The sequence below is a fragment of the Promicromonospora vindobonensis genome (assembly GCF_042685865.1).
Taxonomy (GTDB): domain Bacteria; phylum Actinomycetota; class Actinomycetes; order Actinomycetales; family Cellulomonadaceae; genus Promicromonospora; species Promicromonospora vindobonensis.
In genome coordinates this window covers 2,484,677-2,500,856 of record NZ_JBHUOG010000001.1, presented here as the reverse complement: position 1 = coordinate 2,500,856, position 16,180 = coordinate 2,484,677, and the positions used below count along the sequence as shown (strand labels likewise).

Below are 16,180 nucleotides of genomic sequence, written 5' to 3'. Positions count from 1 at the left end.
GCATCAAATGCCCTGATCAGCGCCGTGGATCTCGGCGAGCTCGCCGCCGAGAAGTGGTCCCAGAACAGGGGTTGCCCCTGAACAGGTTGAGGTTCACTCTGTACTTGTTGGCTTCCTGCTCCGGGGTGAAGACACCTCCGTCGCAGGAAGTTTCGCATTTTGCCATCCCGGCAACCGCCGGCAACGAGGAGACCCACAAGAAACCCTTTGTACGACCCCGAAGAGGTGCCGCATGGACATGACCCCGTTCGAGCAGTCCGAATCCAGCGTCCGCGGCTACAGCCGCGCTTATCCCACCGTGTTCGCCTCGGCGTCCAACGCACGGCAGACGGCCGAGGACGGCACGTCGTACATCGACTTCTTCGCCGGGGCAGGGGTGCTGAACTTCGGGCACAACAACCCGCGGATGAAGGCGGCGATGATCGCCTTCCTCGAGAGCGACGGCGTCGCCCACAGCCTCGACACCTACACGACCACCAAGCGTGACTTCATCGAGAAGTTCCGGGACGTGGTCCTGCAGCCGCGGAACATGGACTACCGCATGCAGTTCACCGGGCCGACCGGCACCAACGCGGTGGAAGCCGCCCTCAAGCTGGCCCGTCTGACCACCGGGCGACGCGAGATCGTGGCCTTCAGCAACGGTTTCCACGGCATGACGCTGGGGGCGCTGGCCGCCACCGCCAACGACGCGTTCCGCAAGTGGGCCGGCGTGCCGCTGACCGACGTCGTGCGCCTGCCGTTCGAGACGTCACCCGGCGGCGACACCGCCGTCGCCGACTACGGGGCAGCACTGCGCAACGCGTCGAGCGGCCTGACGCCGCCGGCCGCGTTCCTGGTCGAGGTGGTCCAGGCCGAGGGCGGCGTCAACCTCGCCACCCCCGCGTGGCTGCACCAGGTCCAGGACCTCGCCCGCGAGGTCGGTGCGCTGTTCATCATCGACGACATCCAGGCCGGCTGCGGCCGGACCGGCAGCTACTTCTCGTTCGACGGCATGGGCCTCGACCCCGACATCATCACCCTGGCCAAGGGCCTCGGCGGCTTCGGCACCCCGATCGCGATGAACCTGAACAAGCCGTCCGTCGACGACAACTGGTCACCCGGGGCGCACACCGGCACGTTCCGCGGCCAGGGCCTGTCGTTCGTCGCGGGCACCGTCGCCCTGGACTACTTCACGGACGACGTGCTGATGAGCGCGGTGGCGTCCAAGGGCGCCGTCATGCGGGACCGCCTCGAGGCCATCGCCGCCGCCCACCCGGAGCAGGACTGGGAGGTGCGGGGCCGCGGCATGATGCAGGCCCTGGACACCGGCGACGGCGCCTTCGCCAAGCGGGTGCAGCAGGCGGCCTTCGAGACGGGCCTGCTGATCGGCCCGTGCGGGACGGGTGGTCAGGTGATCAAGCTGATCCCGCCCCTGACCATCCCCGACGAGGACCTCGCGGAGGGCCTGGACATCCTCGACAAGGCCATCACGACGGCGGGGGTGGCCTGATGCGACCCCGCGAGGACATGACCTTCCCACCGGAGGAGTACGAGCGCCGGCTGCACGACCTGCGGGAACGGATGGCCAAGCGACGGCTGGACGCCGTGGTCATCACCGACCCGGAGAACCTGATGTACCTGACCGACTACCAGACCACCGGGTACTCGTTCTTCCAGGCGCTGGTGGTTCCGCTCGACGGCGAGCCCTTGATGATCACCCGGGCCATGGAGGAGTCCAACGTCGTCGAGCGCACCTGGGTCGAGCACACCCGGCCGTACCCCGACACGGGCGACGCCATCCAGGAGCTCGTGCTGGCGCTGAACCAGTCGGGGCTCGGGCACAAGCGGGTCGGGTACGAACGGAACAGCTACTTCTTCCCCGCCTACCAGCAGGACCGGATCCACACGTCGTTCCAGCACGGCGTGCTCCTGGACTGCTTCGGCATCGTCGAGGCAGGGCGGCTGCGCAAGTCCGACGTCGAGATCGACGTGATGCGCAAGGCCGCCCGTGCCACCGAGGCGGGGATGGCCGCAGGCCTCTCTGCCGCGATCCCGGGCGCCACCGAGAACGACGTCGCCGCCGCCATCTCGTCGGCCATGTTCCGGGCCGGCGGCGAGTTCCCGTCGGTGATGCCCTACGTGGCGTCCGGGCCCCGGTCGATGATCGGGCACGCCACGTGGGAGGGCCGCGTCATCCAGCCGAACGACCACGTGCTCCTCGAGATCGGCGGCTGCTACCGCAGGTACCACACGGCGATGATGCGCACGGCGGTCACCGGTGAGCTGTCGGACTCGATGTACCGGGCACAGGAACGGATGAAGGCGGCGCTGGCGGAGCTGAAGAGCCTGATGGGCCCTGGCATGACGGTGTCGGACGCCGACTCGATAGTGCGGCGCATCATCTCCGACAACGACGTCGGCGCCCGGCTGGTGACCCGGTCCGGGTACTCGATCGGGATCGCCTTCCCGCCGTCGTGGGACGAGGGATACATCCTGTCGCTCAACCCCGGCGACTTCTCCGTGCTCGAACCGGGCATGACATTCCACGTGATCCCGTGGATGTGGGGCGTCGACGGCGACAAGACCGTCGGGATCTCCGACACCATCCGCATCACCGACAACGGGTGCGAGTCGTTCTTCAGCCTCGACGAGGACTTCGTCGTGCACGCGACGGACGCAGCGACGCTGACGTCGGTCGCCGACCTCGAACCGGACACCGGCGCCGGGGCGCCCACCGAGGCAGCGGCCTCCGCCGTAGGAACAGCCGCAGGAACAGGAGAACCATGAGCTTCCTCACCGCTACCGACCCCACCTCCGGTGCCGTCGTCCGCCGTGTTCCCGCCGCCACGCCCCAGGAGGTCACCGCCACCATCGACCGTGCCCAGTCCGCCTTCGAGAGCTGGCGTACGACGTCGTTCGAGGAGCGCGCCGACGTCCTGCGCGCGGTGGCCGCGTACATGCGCGAGAACGTGGACAAGCTCGGCATGGTGATGACCGAGGAGATGGGCAAGCCCATGGCCGAGTCGCGGGGCGAGGTCAACAAGGCGGCATGGGCGGCCGAGTACTACGCGGAGCACGCAGAGGCGCACCTGTCCCCCGAGCTCCTCGAGTCGGACGCGACGTCCAGCTACGTCCAGTACCTGCCGCTCGGGCCGATCCTCGGTGTGCTGCCGTGGAACGCCCCGTTCTGGCTGGCCTTCCGCTTCTGCGCACCCGCACTGATGGCGGGTAACACCTGCGTCATGAAGCACGACCCGCACGTGCCCGGCTGTGCCGAGGCGATAGCCGGCGTCTTCGAGGCGGTCGGCGCCCCGCCCGGCATCTTCCAGGCGTTGCTGGCGGAGACCTCCGACGTGGAACAGGCGATCCGCGACCCGCGCATCCAGGCGGTGTCGTTCACCGGCTCCGAACGCGGCGGGTCGGCGGTCGCCTCGATCGCTGCGAGCGAGATCAAGCCCACCGTGCTGGAGCTCGGCGGGTCGGACCCCTGCATCGTCCTGGCCGACGCCGACCTGGTCCAGGCCGCCGACGTCATCGCGCTGTCCCGCATCATCAACGCGGGCCAGTCCTGCATCGCCGCCAAGCGGATCATCGTCGAACGGCCGGTGCACGACGAGCTCGTCGAGCTGCTCGCCGAACGGCTGGGCGCCCTCGTCGTCGGCGATCCGCGGGACGACGCCACCCAGGTGGGGCCGATCGCCCGTTCCGACCTCCGGGACAACCTCCACCGTCAGGTCACGGAGAGCGTCGCGGCCGGTGCCACGTGCGTGCTCGGTGGCGAGCTGCCGGACGGCGACGGCTGGTTCTACCCGGTCACGCTGCTCACCGACGTGGTTCCCGGCATGGCGGCCTGCACGGAGGAGACGTTCGGTCCGGTCGCCGTCGTCATGGCCGCCGACGACTCCGACGCGGCGCTCGCGCTGGCCAACGACACGCCGTACGGGCTGGCGGCGAGCGTCTGGACCAGCGCAGAGCGGGGCGAGGCGATGGCCAGGCACATCTTCGCCGGGCAGGTGACGGTGAACGGGATAGTGAAGTCGGACCCGCGACTGCCGAGCGGCGGCATCAAGCGCTCGGGCTACGGGCGCGAGCTGGGACCGCACGGCATCCGGGAGTTCGTGAACGCCCAGCAGGTCTGGGTGGGGCCCAAGAAAGAGTGACGCCGCGTCCGCGCGCCGGGTCTACCGACCCAGCGCGCGGACACCTGGCCAGCGGCCCAGCGCGCCGTCAGCCCTCCTGGCGCGCCAGCATCTCCCCGATCACGCGCGCGCCCTCAGGAAACGCCCCCGGGTTCGGTCCGGAGTAGTTGAGCCGCAGGTAGGCGCCGGCCGGCTCGGCGGGGAACCACTCGTCGCCCCCCGCCACGATCACGCCGGCCGTCTCGCAGTCCCGAACCAGGCGCGCGACGTCGGTGGCGTCGGGGAGGCGCACCCAGACGTTCAGGCCACCCTGCGGCACTGCCTCAACCCGAGCCGACGGGACGTGCTCCCGGAGGGCCCCGAGCAGCAGGTCCCGCCGGCCGGCGAGCTGCTGGCGCAGGCCGCGCAGGTGGGTACGCCAGGCGGGCTGGGTGACGACGTCGAGCGCGACGGCCTGCAGCATGCCGCTCACGTACATGGACTCGGCCTGGGTGTCCGCGAGGATCCGTTCGCGGGCCGGACCGCGAGCGACCAGCCCGGCGACCCGTACCGCCGGCGAGACGCTCTTGGCCAGCGAGCGCAGGTAGACCACGTGCCCGCCGTCGTCCCGGGAGGCGAGCGGGACCGTGTCGTGGGTGATGCCGAAGTCGTGGGCCCAGTCGTCCTCGATGAGGTAGGCGCCGTGCTCCCGCACGAGGCGGAGCACGTCGTCGGCCAGGCCGGGTGACCAGCGGGCGCCGGTCGGGTTGGCGAAGCGTGGCTGCGCGTAGAAGGCTCGCGCCCCCGTCTGCTCGAAGGCGCGCGCGAGCTCGTCCGGATCGGGCCCCTGCGGGCCGCTGGGCACCGGCACGAGCCGCACGCCGACCTGCTGCGCGGCGAGGATCGCACCCCAGTAGGTGGGCGACTCCACGACGAGCGGTCGGCCCGGGCCGGCCAGGGCGCGGAAGGTCGTGCTGAGGCTGGTCTGGCTGCCTGGAAAGACGACGACGTCGCTCGGTGCCGGCGGCGTGACGCCGACGGGCGCCGCGCTGCCGAGCTCGGCAGCGAACCACGCCTGCAGCTCCGGCAGTCCCGCGGCGGGCGATCGGGTGATCGCGGCGTCCCCCCGGGCTGCCCTGGCGAACGCCGAACGGACCAGGCGCTCGGGGAGCAGCTCACGGTCCGGGTAGCCGGAGTGCAGCGCTATCGCGTCGTTCGGGGCGGTGTGCAGGGCCCGCGAGAGCTGCTGGACCGGTCGCGTCCGCGGGCCGAGAGCCGCCGTCTGCCAGCCGTAGTCGTGGGGACGCGGCACGCGCACCGCGCGAACGAAGGTGCCGACGCCCGGTCGAGTCTCCACCGCGCCCTGTGAGGCCAGGGTCCGCAACGCCTTCTGTACGGTGACCGGGCTCGCTCCGTACTGCGCGACGAGCGCCCGGCTGGACGGTAGCCGGGCTCCCGGCGGAGCCGCCGCCAGCCATTCGTGCAGGCCGGCGACGATCCGCGCACTGCTATCGTCATTCATGACGACAGACAGTAGCGCTACTCGCCGCCTGGCACCGCCGCTATCCAGTTCCCGCGCCGGACTCTGGTGGTGCCTGGTCGGGGTCACGGCCTTCTCGTTCACCCTGCCCTTCACCCGCATGGTGGTCGACGGCGGGGGGATGTCGCCGCTGTTCGTGTCGTGCGGCCGCGCGGTCGTCGCCGCGGTGCTCGCGGCCGTCGCACTGCTGGTCACCCGCCAGCGCCTGCCCCGCGGCACCCAGTGGGCGCGGCTCGCGGTCGTCGCCGGTGGCGTGGTCGTCGGCTTCCCCGTGCTGACCTCGTTCGCGCTCGAGACGGCGTCGGCCAGCCACGGCGCCGTCGTCATCGCGCTGCTGCCTGCCGCGACGGCGGTGCTGGCCGCGCTCCGTGGGCACGAACGGCCGCGGGCCTCGTTCTGGGTGACGGCGGCGCTCGGCGCGACGGCGGCAGTCGGCTTCGCAGCGGTGCAGGGCGGCGGCATCGGCGGGCTGCACGGTTCGGACCTGCTGCTCCTCTGCGCCGTCCTCGCGTGCGGGGTCGGGTATGCGGAGGGCGGGCTGCTCGCCCGCGAGCTCGGGGCGTGGCAGACGATCTCGTGGGCGCTCGTGCTCGCGGGTGTGCCGATGGCGTTCGTCACCGGCGCCTCGGTGGTGCAGAGCCCGCCGACGGGCAGCCCGCTCGACTGGGCCCTGTTCGGCTACCTCGGGGTGGTGAGCATGTTCCTCGGCTTCTTCGCCTGGTACCGCGGTCTCGCGATCGGGCCGATGGCGCAGGTCAGCCAGGTCCAGCTGGTCCAGCCCGTGCTGACCATCTCTTGGGCCGCCCTGGTGCTGCACGAGCAGCTCACCTGGCCGACGGTGCTCGGCGGGGCCGCGGTGATCGTGTGCGCGGGCGTCGCCGTCCGGTCACGTCTGCGGTAGCGGGGCGGCACGGGGCACCGTCCGACGTCGGGCAGACTGGGGGAACACCGCCTCGTCTCCGGAAGGTTCCACATGCCCGCGATGTCCCGCTTCGGCCGCCTGTTCGCCATCGTCGCCTGGATCGAGGCGTTCACCTGGGCCGGACTGCTGGTCGGGATGTTCCTCAAGTACGTCACCGAGACCACCGAGCTCGGGGTGTGGCTGTTCGGCAGGCTCCACGGCGGGGCGTTCGTGCTGTTCGTCGCGGTCACGTTGTTCGTGGCGGTCAAGCTGCGCTGGGGCTGGTTCCGCACGCTGGTGGCACTCGCTTCCTCGATCCCGCCGCTGACCACGCTGCTCGCCGAGTGGTGGCTGAAGCGCTCCGGCCACCTCGCCGACCCGGCCGACCGCCCGGCGGCACAGACACCGGTGGAGCTGCAGACCACGCGTCAGGGTTGAGACAGGGGTTGAACCTCACGCTACGTGAGGGGTGACGCTGGCTCCATGACCGACACCTACCCTGCCTTCGACATCAGCCCCGTCCCCGTGCCCGCGCTGGACGCAGAGCCACCCGAGCTGTTCCGCGGCCTCTACGGCATGCCGATGTTCTCGACCCTGCCCACCGCCGACCCTGCCGCGTCCACCGACTTCTGGGTCCGCGGGCTCGGCTTCTTCGAGCTGTTCTCGGCCCCGGGCAAGCTGGTCCACCTGCGCCGCTGGTCGTTCCAGGACGTCCTGCTCGTTCCGGCGGAACCGCCCGCCGGACCGCCCGCCCAGACCGTCAGCTTCTCGTGCGTCCTGAGCCAGGTGGACCAGATCGCCGCGGCCTGCGAAGAGCTGCTGCCTGGCAGCACGACCGGTCCGCGCCGGACGCCCTGGAACTCGGTCGACCTCGAGGTGGTCACGCCGGAGAACGCGCGAGTGATCATGACGGCAGCCCGCCCCTGGGACCCCGACAGCGTCGAGGCCCAGAACCTGCGTGACATCGGGATCGACAGGCCGACGGCGTGACGACGCCGGCCCGCGACGCACGGCTGCGAAACTGGAGGGGATGACACAGCGGAGCACGATCGACGCGGTGCCGCCGGACGGCCTGACCGTCGGCGGCGCCGCGTCCGTCGTGGGCGTCACGGTCCGGGCGCTGCACCACTGGGACGAGCTGGGGCTGGCGCGCCCCTCCGGGCGCACACCGGGCGGGCACCGGCTCTACGTCGCCGCGGACGTCGCGCGGCTCCACCGCGTCCGTGTCTACCGCGATCTCGGTGTGCCCCTCCCTGACATCGCGGGCCTGCTGGACGCACCGACCGACGATGCGGAGCGGTCCCTGCGCAGGCAGCGAGACCAGGTGCGGGAGCACATCCGGGACCTGGAGCGGTCCGCGGAGGCACTGGACCGCCTGATCGAAGCCCGCCGGTCCGGAGTCCTGCTCTCTCCCGAGGAGCAGGTGGCGATCTTCGGCGAGACCTGGCAGCCGACCTGGCCGCTCGAGGCCAGGGACCGCTGGGGCGACAGCGCGCAGTGGGCGCAGTATGCCGAACGCGCGGCGGACCGGAGCCCCGAGGACTGGCAACGGATCATGGCTCAGGTCGACGTGCTGCACGGCGACCTGGCCGTGGCCGTGCGGGCCGGCGTGCGGCCGGGCAGCGAGCCGGCGAACGCTCTGGCCGAGCGGCACCGGGCGTCGCTGAGCACCTACTTCGACTGCACCCACTCGATGCACGTCTGCCTCGGCCGTACCTACGTAGCGGATCCTGGCTTCCGTGCGTTCTACGACGAGATCGAGCCGGGTCTCGCCACCTGGCTCCGGGATGCCGTCGACGCCAACGCCCTGGCCTCCGGCGTGGACCCCGAGACCGCCGTCTGGGATGGGGCGGCGGCACCAGACAGGTAGGGTGCCCGGGGCGCAGGACGGCCCGGCGGAGTGTGCCGGAAAGCACGTGCATCTCGCTGATCCGGTGGCGTAGCATCGATCCGTCGGCTGTGCGGCGATCTTGCCCGGCCGGCCTCACGGAACACACGAGGAGCGAGAGATGCGGGTTCTCACCGCGGGATGCGGGGCGGCCGTCCAGGCCTGCTCGGGCAGTGCCCTGACCCGCGTCACGACTCTCTGACCACGCACTCCAGCACGGCGCCCCGACCGCTTCGGCGGTAGCGCGCCGTGGCCGGGCGCCGGAAGAGGGCGGGCGCGTCATCGTCCCCTGCCCCGCCGCCTGCCGCGGCCCGGTGCCCGCTACGCATCGGTGACCGAGACGCCGTCGCGCACGCTTTTCGCGACGGCCCGACCGGCCGGCGGCCTCCGAACGACCGGAAGCCAACACCTCATGAATCCTCTGACCGAGAAGCAGATCCGCGCGTCCTTCCTGAACGCGAGCAAGCGCGAGGCGGCGCAGGCCACCCTGCCCGACCTCGAGGCGCTCGACTGGGAGCAGCTCGACTACATCGGGTGGCACGACCGCAAGGCGCCGCTGTCCGCGTACGTCGTGCTCGAGCTCGACGGCGAACCGACCGGCGTGCTGCTGCGCTCCGCCGACGCCAAGGGGGGTCGCGCACGCACCAAGGGCGTGTGCGCCTGGTGCGAGGACGTCGTCGTCACCGACGACGTCTCCCTGTACGTCGCCCGGCGAGGCGGCGCCTCGGGGCGCAACGGAAACACGATCGGCACGCTGATCTGCACCGAGTTCGGCTGCTCACGGAACGTCCGGCGCAAGCCGACGTTCACGGAGGCAGGCAACGACCCGGCCATGCGTGACCTGATCACCGGCCGTCGCATCGCCGGTCTGCGCGAGCGGGCCGCACGGTTCGTCGCAGAGGTCGGCAGCACGCGCTGACGAACGTGTCGGGCGCACAGGTCCCGTAGACCTGTGCGTCCGACATGCGCACGTGTGGCTCGGCTGTCGGGGACGGGGCGCACCATCGCCGGTTCATGCCTGCGAACCGGCCCCGGTCCGCAGGCGCGCGGCCGCGGCGATGGCGGCCTCGCACCACACCACGGCGGGCCGGTCGACGGCGCCGTGCACCACGATCTGGCGGCACAGCTCCCCGAGCCCCTCGGTCGCCGCGCGCTCGGCATCGACCCCTGGGAACATCCGGCGCACGGAGAAGACGACGGCCCGGCGGTGGGCTGCCCACTCCGAGGGGTTCGAAGCGAGCCCGTAGGTCCTGCCCTTTGTCTGCGTCATGCACTACAGACGCAGACGCCGCACAGATGTCACAGCACTTTGGCGACCGAGTTCGTCAGTGTCTCGCAGTAGTCTCGCGACGTGTCCTTCACCGACCACGAGCCGCGGTCCGACTCGACCGACCCGGCTGCCCTGTTCACCGGCTACCTCGACTACTACCGGCATGCGGTGGACCGCAAGCTGCGCAGCCTGTCCGACGTCGACCTGCGCACCTCTCGGCTGCCGTCCGGCTGGTCACCGCTCGAGCTGCTGGTCCACCTGGTGCACATGGAGCAGCGCTGGTTCCGTTGGGGGTTCCTGGCGGAGCCGGTCGACCGCCCGTGGGGTGACAACGCCGGTCAGGAGCCGGACGGGCGCTGGGCCGTGCCCGACGGTGTCGGCCTGGACGAGCTGCTCCGGGCCCTGCATGCCGGTGGAGCCGTGACCAGCGACGTGCTCGCGACGCACACCCTGGACGAGCGCGGCGCGCTCGGGGGCCGGTTCACCCAGGACCCACCGACGCTCGCGTGGATCTGCTTCCACGTGCTGCAGGAGTACGCCCGCCACGCGGGCCATCTCGACATCTCGGTCGAGCTGGCGGGCGGCGTGACGGGCGAGTGAGCGTTCGCACAGCAAGGCGCCCTCGCACAGCCCTGTGGACGACGGCGGCCGCCGTCACCGTCCTGGTACTGCTCGGGATGCTGGTGGCAAACGGCGTCGTCTGGCCCAACCGGATCCTCGCCGCCCGGTACGACGTACGGGGTGTGGATGTCGCGCATTACCAGGGCGAGATCGACTGGGACGTGCTGGCGGCGCAGGATCTCGACTTCGCGTGGATCAAGGCCACCGAGGGCGCCTCGCACACCGACCCGCGGTTCGCCGCGAACTGGGCGGACGCCATGAAGACCGACCTGCTCGTCGGGGCGTACCACTTCATGAGCTTCGAGAGCCCGGGTGCCGACCAGGCCGCGCACCTCGCGTCCGAGGTACCGGCCACCGCCGGCACGCTCCCGCCCGTCATCGACCTCGAGTTCTACGGCGACTACTTCGACGACCACCCGACGCCGGACCAGGTGCACGCGATCCTGGACCCGCTCGTCGCCGGCATCGAGGAGCACTATGGTGCCGCTCCGATCGTGTACGCGACCGGGGAGGCGTACGACCTGTACCTCGCCGACCGCTACCCAGCCCTGCCCATCTGGATCCGGTCGGTGGCGTGGGCGCCCCGGCTGTCGGACGGTCGCGACTGGACGGTCTGGCAGTACTCGAACCGCGACCGGCTACCTGGCTACGACGGCGTGGAGCCGTACATCGACATGAACGTGTTCGCGGGCACCCGCGAGGAGCTCGCGGCCCTCGCCCTCGACTGAGCTGTGCCGCGCACCGGCGTGCCGGCTCAGGGCAGCGCGATGGTGCCGACCAGCTCGCCGCCGGTGTCGACCAGCTCGAAGCCGATCCGCTCCAGCGACCTGCGGGCCATGGGGTTGCTCGCCGTCGTGCGGGCGACCAGGCGCTTGGCGTCCATGGTCCGCGCCGCGGCGATCGCCCAGTAGGCCACCTCGCCGGAGATGCCCTGCCCTCGGTACGACTCGCCGAGCCAGAGGCCGACCTCCCGGCCCTCCGGGTCGCCGTCGGCCAGGGCGAGCCGCGCGGCACCCACGATCCTGCCTCTGGCCTTGATCGCCCACGTCACCTCGTGAACCGGCGCGTGCCGGTTCACCCGGCACCGGCGGTGGTACTCGCGGAACGCGCCCTTGCGCGGCTCCGTCCACGTGGTGCGGGGCTCGGTGGCCGACTCCCCTGAGGTGGGCGGCATCACCTCACCGGGCTGGGCCTCGGCCACGGCCAGGGCGAGAAGGTCTTCGAGCACGTCCTCGTCCACGGGAACCAGGTCGACCATCATCTGCGACGTCACCTCGCGGATGATAGTCGCATTTCGGAGTGGGCGGGACTGGTGAAACTTTCAACCACCTGACCACGAGTCAGGAGTGGGCTACGCGTTTCTCGCGTAGTCGACCCTGCCCAGCCCCAGCCACGACGCGAGCTGCTCGATCTCTGCGTGCACGGCGTCCATCGTGGCGCCGTCGAACGGCAGGTCCTCGTGCACCGCGATGACGTTCAGCACCCCCTCCGTGCGGTCCGCCTTGGCGTCGAGCTTTCCTACGAACCGCTCCCCGTGCAGGATCGGTAGCGCGAAGTAGCCCCAGCGCCGCTTGCCCTTCGGCTTGTACATCTCGAGCAGGTACTCGTAGTCGAACAGGTCGAGGAGGCGGGGCCGGTCGGCGGCCATCGCGTCGAACGGGGACAACAGAGCGGTGCGAGGCTCGAACTCGTCCCCAGCCCGCTCCAGCAGCTCCGGATCGACACGCCACTCCCCCTCGACCCCCTCGACCTGGACCATCTCGCCCGGCAGGTCCACCCAGTAGACGCCGTCCCCCGCGCGCCCCTGTGCTCGGCGACGAGCTATGCCCTCGGCCGCCAGCCGCCGCTCCACCCGCTCGCGCAGAGCCTGCTCGAGCGGGATCGGCTCGACCAGCGGATACACCCGCTCCGCGAGGTCCCACAGCCGCTGCCTGCCCTTGCGCCCCACGATGGCGAGCTTGCCCTGCATGTTCAGCGCCTCGAGCATCTCGGCGACGCTGCGCCGGCTGCTCCACCCCTCGGCGCCCCAGGTGTACGGCACCCGCGCGGTGTCCGGCACGTCCTTGGCGAGCACCGGCCCCTGGGCCTCGATCAGCTCCAGCACCTCTCGCTCGAAGCCTGCGTTGTCGGCGAGCCACTGCCGCAGCGTCTCGTTCTGCGGCCACCGGCCCATCTGCTCCAGGTAGAGGGGCAAGTCGCTCATCGATCGCACCGTCCCGCGCAGCTGGAAGAGCATGCGGTCGGCGATCGCGTCGTCGACAGCCCCCTGCCAGTACTCGCCGCCGAGCCGCGACCAGGCGATGAGGTCGACCGCCGGCGCCACCGCCGACGTCGGGTCCACCGAGAGGAACGTCAGGTCCTCCACGAGGTGCACCAGGTCGACCGGCCGCCGGGCGTCGAGCAGCTGGGCACGGAGCGCGATACGACGTGCCTGCTGCGCGGTGAGCCGATGGGTGGCCATGCGGCGAGGATACGGAGGGACACCGACATGTTTCTGCCGAGCGGTCCACTCAACCTTTCGTCGCCCTGGGCCGTGAAGGAGGTATGAGCATGCCAATGGTCGCGGGGCGTTCGAGCCCCGGCAAGGTCGAAGCGGTCGACGTCGTGGTGGTGGCGGACACGGACGTCGAGTTCGCCGCCTTCATGACCCGGTCGACCCCTGCGCTGGCCCGCACCGCCTGGTTGCTGTGCGGCGACACCCACCTGGCAGAGGAGCTGGTGCAGCAAGCCCTCGTGAAGACGTACCTGGCCTGGCCGAAGGCGCGGCAGGGCGAGCCCCTCGCCTACGCCCGACGCATCCTGGCCAACCTGCGGATCGACAGGTGGCGCCGCCGACGGCGGGAGGTGCTCATGGCTTCGGACACCCTGCCCGACCCCACGGACGACAGCCAGGGCCTGGCGGACCAGCACGCCGAGCGAGACCGCCTGTCCCGCGCGCTGATGCTGCTGCCCACCAAGCAGCGCCGGATCGTGGTGCTCCGGCACCTCGAGGGCCTCACGGAGCGCGAGGTAGCCGATGCGGCAGGCGTCTCGATCGGCACGGTGAAGTCCACGGCGTCACGCGGCATCGCCCGCCTGCGTGAGGTGCTCGAGGCCGAGGACCCGGCGGGCAGGCCATGAACGGCGGCGAACACCATCAGCGAGAGGAGCGGGTCATGAACAACGACGAGCAGTTCGCGGAAGTTCTGCGCAGCCAGGTCAACCGGGTCGCGCCGACGATCGACGTCGATGTCACCCACGTCGTCCCCGTTGCCCGACGGCGGCGCGCCGCCCGGATAGGCGGCATGACCCTGGCCATGGGGCTGGTGCTCGGCGGCGGAGCCTGGGCCGCCACCACCCTGGACGCGCCTGGCACTGCCCTGCCGGGCGGCTCGATGACGACGGAGGTGGAGCCGTCGCCGGAGCCGAGCGGGTCACCCGTGGCGTCGAGCGAGGGTGCCCCCTTGACCGAGACGCCCACCTACCCGGCCGTGGAACCGGTCGTGCCGCCCGAGGGCTGGCGCGACGCTACGTACTTCCATGTCGTGACCCGGGGCACCCCGGGCCAGGCCGGCGCGGAGCCGGGCCCCGAGGCACCGCTGGGCAGCTCGCTGGGCAGCGAGAGCTGGTACGGCAACGGTGTGAACTTCGAGCTCACCGCGAACGGCCCTGCGCTGATGGCACTCGGCGACCACATCAACATCGATGGGCACAGCCTCACCTACACCTGGGCGGACCTGGAGGCGCTGCCGACCGAGCCGGAGCCCCTGCAGGACGCCCTGCTCAGCCGTTACTTCCCCGGCGAACGCGAGGAGGCGGTGCGCGACGCCGCCGCCCGCCTGGCCACCCAGGCACCGGCCTCCCCGGAACTGCGGGCCGCGGCGTGGGAGCTGCTCACCAGCCTTGCCGACGTCGAGGTCGAGCAGGACGCCCGTGACTCGGAGAACCGCCGGGGCACCGCAGCGACGTACCAGTACGGCGACGACGACAGGGTGCGGACCGTGATCTATGACGAGGCCCGGAACCTGCCGCTCGAGACGCAGGACACGAAGCACGGCACGGACGTCTATCTGACGACCGAGTTCACCGACCTCCCCGCCGAGGTCGCCGACAGCGCCATCGAGATCCCCGACTTCACCGCGATGACCGTCGAGGACGCCGGGGTCGCCTGCCAGCAGGCGCATCTCACCTGCACGTTCGAGGACACCAGGTCGAACACGGTGCCCGAGGGGACGATCATCTCGTCCGACCCGGCGGCCGGCGCCCTCGTCACCTGGGGAGCCATGGTGACGCTCCAGCTGTCCACGGGCTCCTGACCTGGCAGTTCATCACGGGCCCCAGGTTGCGCCGGCTGCTCTCGAGCCCGCGTAGCCTGGGGCCCGTGGCCCATGCCTACCGCACCAGCACCCAGGTCGAGGCGCCCGCCGACGTCGTCTGGCAGGTGCTGTCCGACGTCGAGCGCATGCCCACCTGGACCACCTCCATGACCCGCGTGACGCTCCTCGGTCCCGAGACGAGGATGGCCGTCGGTTCCCGCGTCGAGATCCAGCAGCCTGGCCTGCCGGAGGCCACCTGGGAGGTGGACGGCCTCGTCGAGGGCCGCAGCTTCTCCTGGTCGAGCACTGCCCCCGGCGTCCGCACGGGCGCGGCGCACCAGATCGCACCGGTCTCCGACGCCGCGTGCGAGGTGACGCTGGTGGTCGCGCAGAGCGGGATGCTCGCAGGGCTCACCAACCTGGTCCAGGGCTCCACGGCACGGGGGCTCGTGGACGCGGAGCTGGCCGGCCTGAAGGCCGAGTCGGAGCTTCGCGCCCGGGACAACTGACACGCCGCCGCCGACCGGCGTGTCACATCATTTCCTCCCGTGTTTTTTCATGCCTGCCAGATACGCATTTCTCTCGTAACAATGGCCCTTACGCTGGCAAAAGGCATCTGGTCGAAAAGTTACGCGCGTTTCGGACACCCTGATACTTCATGACAACTGTTATCTGATCGAGACAAGGCGGTAAGCCGTATGTAGCGTCGGATCCGTTGTGCCACCGGAGGCACGACCGCGGGCCCCATTCCCAGTCAGGTACGGGCACCGCGCAACCGGCGACTTGGAGAACATCGGTGAGTACCACCGTCCGACGCGGTCGACACCGCGCCGATCATGCTCCTAGCACTCCCCTGATGACCGTGACCCGCACTGCTGCCCGCTCGGGCGCACTGATCGCGGCATCGTCCGGACTTCTCGCGACGGCGTTCGCACCCAGCGCACACGCCGTCATGGGAGACGGTTCGAACCGCTTGGCAAGCGTCGACATGACCGCACTGACGCAGGACGCCCGCAAGGAGCTCGCGGCAGCTCCGGCGGTACAGGTCGCGACCGACGCGAAGCTCAGCATCGAGAGCAAGGCCGTCAAGGTCACTCCGGCCCCAGAGCCAGAGCCCGAGCCTGAGCCCGTCGTGGAGGACGCCACCTATCCCGAGGCGGAGGTCGACGCGCAAGCCGTGGTCGAAGAAGCCGAGCCGGCCACCCCGGACTACGCGTCCGACGGGTCCATCGGCGCCCAGGCCGTGGCGATCGCCATGCAGTACCTCGGTATCGCCTACACGTACGGCGGCGAGTCCCCTGGCACAGGCTTCGACTGCTCGGGCCTGATCAAGTACGTGTACGCCCAGCTCGGCGTCGAGCTGCCGCACTCGTCGTCGTCCATGGTGGCCGCCGGCTACCAGGTCACGACGCCGATTCCCGGCGACATCGTGTGGACTCAGGGCCACGTCTCCCTGTACGCGGGAGACGGCATGGTGGTGGAGGCGGCCAACTACGGCACGCCGGTCCGCCACACCGCCCAGTGGCAGGACTACGCGGTCTACATCCGCCCGTACTGACAGGTACACC

18 protein-coding genes are annotated in these 16,180 nt (G+C 70.9%); 14 read left to right on the top strand and 4 right to left on the bottom strand.

All coding sequences use genetic code 11. From position 1 onward, the window contains the following. Positions 1–232: 232 nt before the first annotated feature. The 3 genes from ACFS27_RS11320 to ACFS27_RS11310 are packed head-to-tail and all read left to right on the top strand — an operon-like array spanning position 233 to position 4,139. Complete coding sequence (locus ACFS27_RS11320) at positions 233–1,489, top strand: aspartate aminotransferase family protein (RefSeq protein ID WP_377182941.1); 1,257 nt, start codon at positions 233–235, stop codon at positions 1,487–1,489. After that, positions 1,489–2,766 (top strand): ectoine hydrolase, encoded by a 1,278-nt coding sequence (gene doeA, locus ACFS27_RS11315; protein ID WP_377182939.1) that lies wholly within the window; start codon positions 1,489–1,491, stop codon positions 2,764–2,766. Before ACFS27_RS11320 ends, doeA begins: the two co-directional genes overlap by 1 nt. Beyond that, positions 2,763–4,139 carry an NAD-dependent succinate-semialdehyde dehydrogenase gene (locus ACFS27_RS11310; protein WP_377182937.1) on the top strand — a complete coding sequence of 459 codons (1,377 nt, stop codon included), beginning with the start codon at positions 2,763–2,765 and terminating at the stop codon, positions 4,137–4,139. Before doeA ends, ACFS27_RS11310 begins: the two co-directional genes overlap by 4 nt. Positions 4,140–4,206: 67 nt before the next feature. Here ACFS27_RS11310 and ACFS27_RS11305 read toward each other — a convergent pair whose 3' ends face one another. Continuing rightward, positions 4,207–5,619, bottom strand: coding sequence for an aminotransferase-like domain-containing protein (locus ACFS27_RS11305; RefSeq protein ID WP_377182935.1), 1,413 nt, complete (start codon positions 5,617–5,619; stop codon positions 4,207–4,209). Here ACFS27_RS11305 and ACFS27_RS11300 point away from each other — a divergent pair. From ACFS27_RS11300 to ACFS27_RS11280, 5 genes are all read left to right on the top strand, one after another. Then, positions 5,618–6,538 (top strand): DMT family transporter, encoded by a 921-nt coding sequence (locus ACFS27_RS11300; RefSeq protein ID WP_377182933.1) that lies wholly within the window; start codon positions 5,618–5,620, stop codon positions 6,536–6,538. The two genes, ACFS27_RS11305 and ACFS27_RS11300, sit on opposite strands and share 2 nt — an antisense overlap. A gap of 72 nt (positions 6,539–6,610) precedes the next feature. After that, entirely contained in the window at positions 6,611–6,976 is a 366-nt protein-coding gene (locus tag ACFS27_RS11295) for a DUF3817 domain-containing protein (protein ID WP_377182931.1), read from the top strand. Between the two features lie 45 nt (positions 6,977–7,021). After that, positions 7,022–7,528: a VOC family protein gene (locus ACFS27_RS11290; protein WP_377182929.1), complete on the top strand. Its 507-nt coding sequence runs from the start codon at positions 7,022–7,024 to the stop codon at positions 7,526–7,528. Between the two features lie 40 nt (positions 7,529–7,568). Further along, positions 7,569–8,408 carry a MerR family transcriptional regulator gene (locus ACFS27_RS11285; protein ID WP_377182927.1) on the top strand — a complete coding sequence of 280 codons (840 nt, stop codon included), beginning with the start codon at positions 7,569–7,571 and terminating at the stop codon, positions 8,406–8,408. A 430-nt stretch (positions 8,409–8,838) separates the two neighbouring features. Beyond that, on the top strand, positions 8,839–9,345 hold the full coding sequence (locus ACFS27_RS11280; RefSeq protein ID WP_377182925.1) for an FBP domain-containing protein: 507 nt from the start codon (positions 8,839–8,841) through the stop codon (positions 9,343–9,345). Positions 9,346–9,438: 93 nt separating this feature from the next. On the opposite strand, the gene ACFS27_RS11275 is transcribed toward ACFS27_RS11280, so the two are convergent. Then, positions 9,439–9,696, bottom strand: a complete 258-nt coding sequence (locus ACFS27_RS11275; RefSeq protein WP_377182923.1) for a hypothetical protein — start codon at positions 9,694–9,696, stop codon at positions 9,439–9,441. An 81-nt stretch (positions 9,697–9,777) separates the two neighbouring features. Here ACFS27_RS11275 and ACFS27_RS11270 point away from each other — a divergent pair, with 81 nt between their 5' ends. Both ACFS27_RS11270 and ACFS27_RS11265 read left to right on the top strand, forming a co-directional pair. Further along, positions 9,778–10,296 (top strand): DinB family protein, encoded by a 519-nt coding sequence (locus ACFS27_RS11270; protein ID WP_377182921.1) that lies wholly within the window; start codon positions 9,778–9,780, stop codon positions 10,294–10,296. Then, positions 10,293–11,045 (top strand): GH25 family lysozyme, encoded by a 753-nt coding sequence (locus ACFS27_RS11265; RefSeq protein WP_377182919.1) that lies wholly within the window; start codon positions 10,293–10,295, stop codon positions 11,043–11,045. The genes ACFS27_RS11270 and ACFS27_RS11265 overlap by 4 nt, the downstream gene beginning before the upstream one ends. Before the next feature lie 26 nt (positions 11,046–11,071). Here ACFS27_RS11265 and ACFS27_RS11260 read toward each other — a convergent pair whose 3' ends face one another. Further along, on the bottom strand, positions 11,072–11,590 hold the full coding sequence (locus ACFS27_RS11260) for a GNAT family N-acetyltransferase (RefSeq protein WP_377182917.1): 519 nt from the start codon (positions 11,588–11,590) through the stop codon (positions 11,072–11,074). 78 nt (positions 11,591–11,668) lie between these two features. Continuing rightward, positions 11,669–12,778: a DNA glycosylase AlkZ-like family protein gene (locus ACFS27_RS11255; RefSeq protein WP_377182915.1), complete on the bottom strand. Its 1,110-nt coding sequence runs from the start codon at positions 12,776–12,778 to the stop codon at positions 11,669–11,671. Positions 12,779–12,873: 95 nt separating this feature from the next. On the opposite strand from ACFS27_RS11255, the gene ACFS27_RS11250 reads away from it, so the two are divergent. The 4 genes from ACFS27_RS11250 (at position 12,874) to ACFS27_RS11235 (ending at position 16,170) form a co-directional block, all read left to right on the top strand. Next, positions 12,874–13,437, top strand: a complete 564-nt coding sequence (locus ACFS27_RS11250) for a SigE family RNA polymerase sigma factor (protein WP_377183694.1) — start codon at positions 12,874–12,876, stop codon at positions 13,435–13,437. Between the two features lie 35 nt (positions 13,438–13,472). Beyond that, positions 13,473–14,612, top strand: coding sequence for a PASTA domain-containing protein (locus ACFS27_RS11245; protein ID WP_377182913.1), 1,140 nt, complete (start codon positions 13,473–13,475; stop codon positions 14,610–14,612). A 65-nt stretch (positions 14,613–14,677) separates the two neighbouring features. Further along, positions 14,678–15,121 carry an SRPBCC family protein gene (locus tag ACFS27_RS11240; protein WP_377182911.1) on the top strand — a complete coding sequence of 148 codons (444 nt, stop codon included), beginning with the start codon at positions 14,678–14,680 and terminating at the stop codon, positions 15,119–15,121. Between the two features lie 347 nt (positions 15,122–15,468). Further along, positions 15,469–16,170, top strand: coding sequence for a C40 family peptidase (locus tag ACFS27_RS11235; RefSeq protein WP_377182909.1), 702 nt, complete (start codon positions 15,469–15,471; stop codon positions 16,168–16,170). Positions 16,171–16,180: the final 10 nt, after the last annotated feature.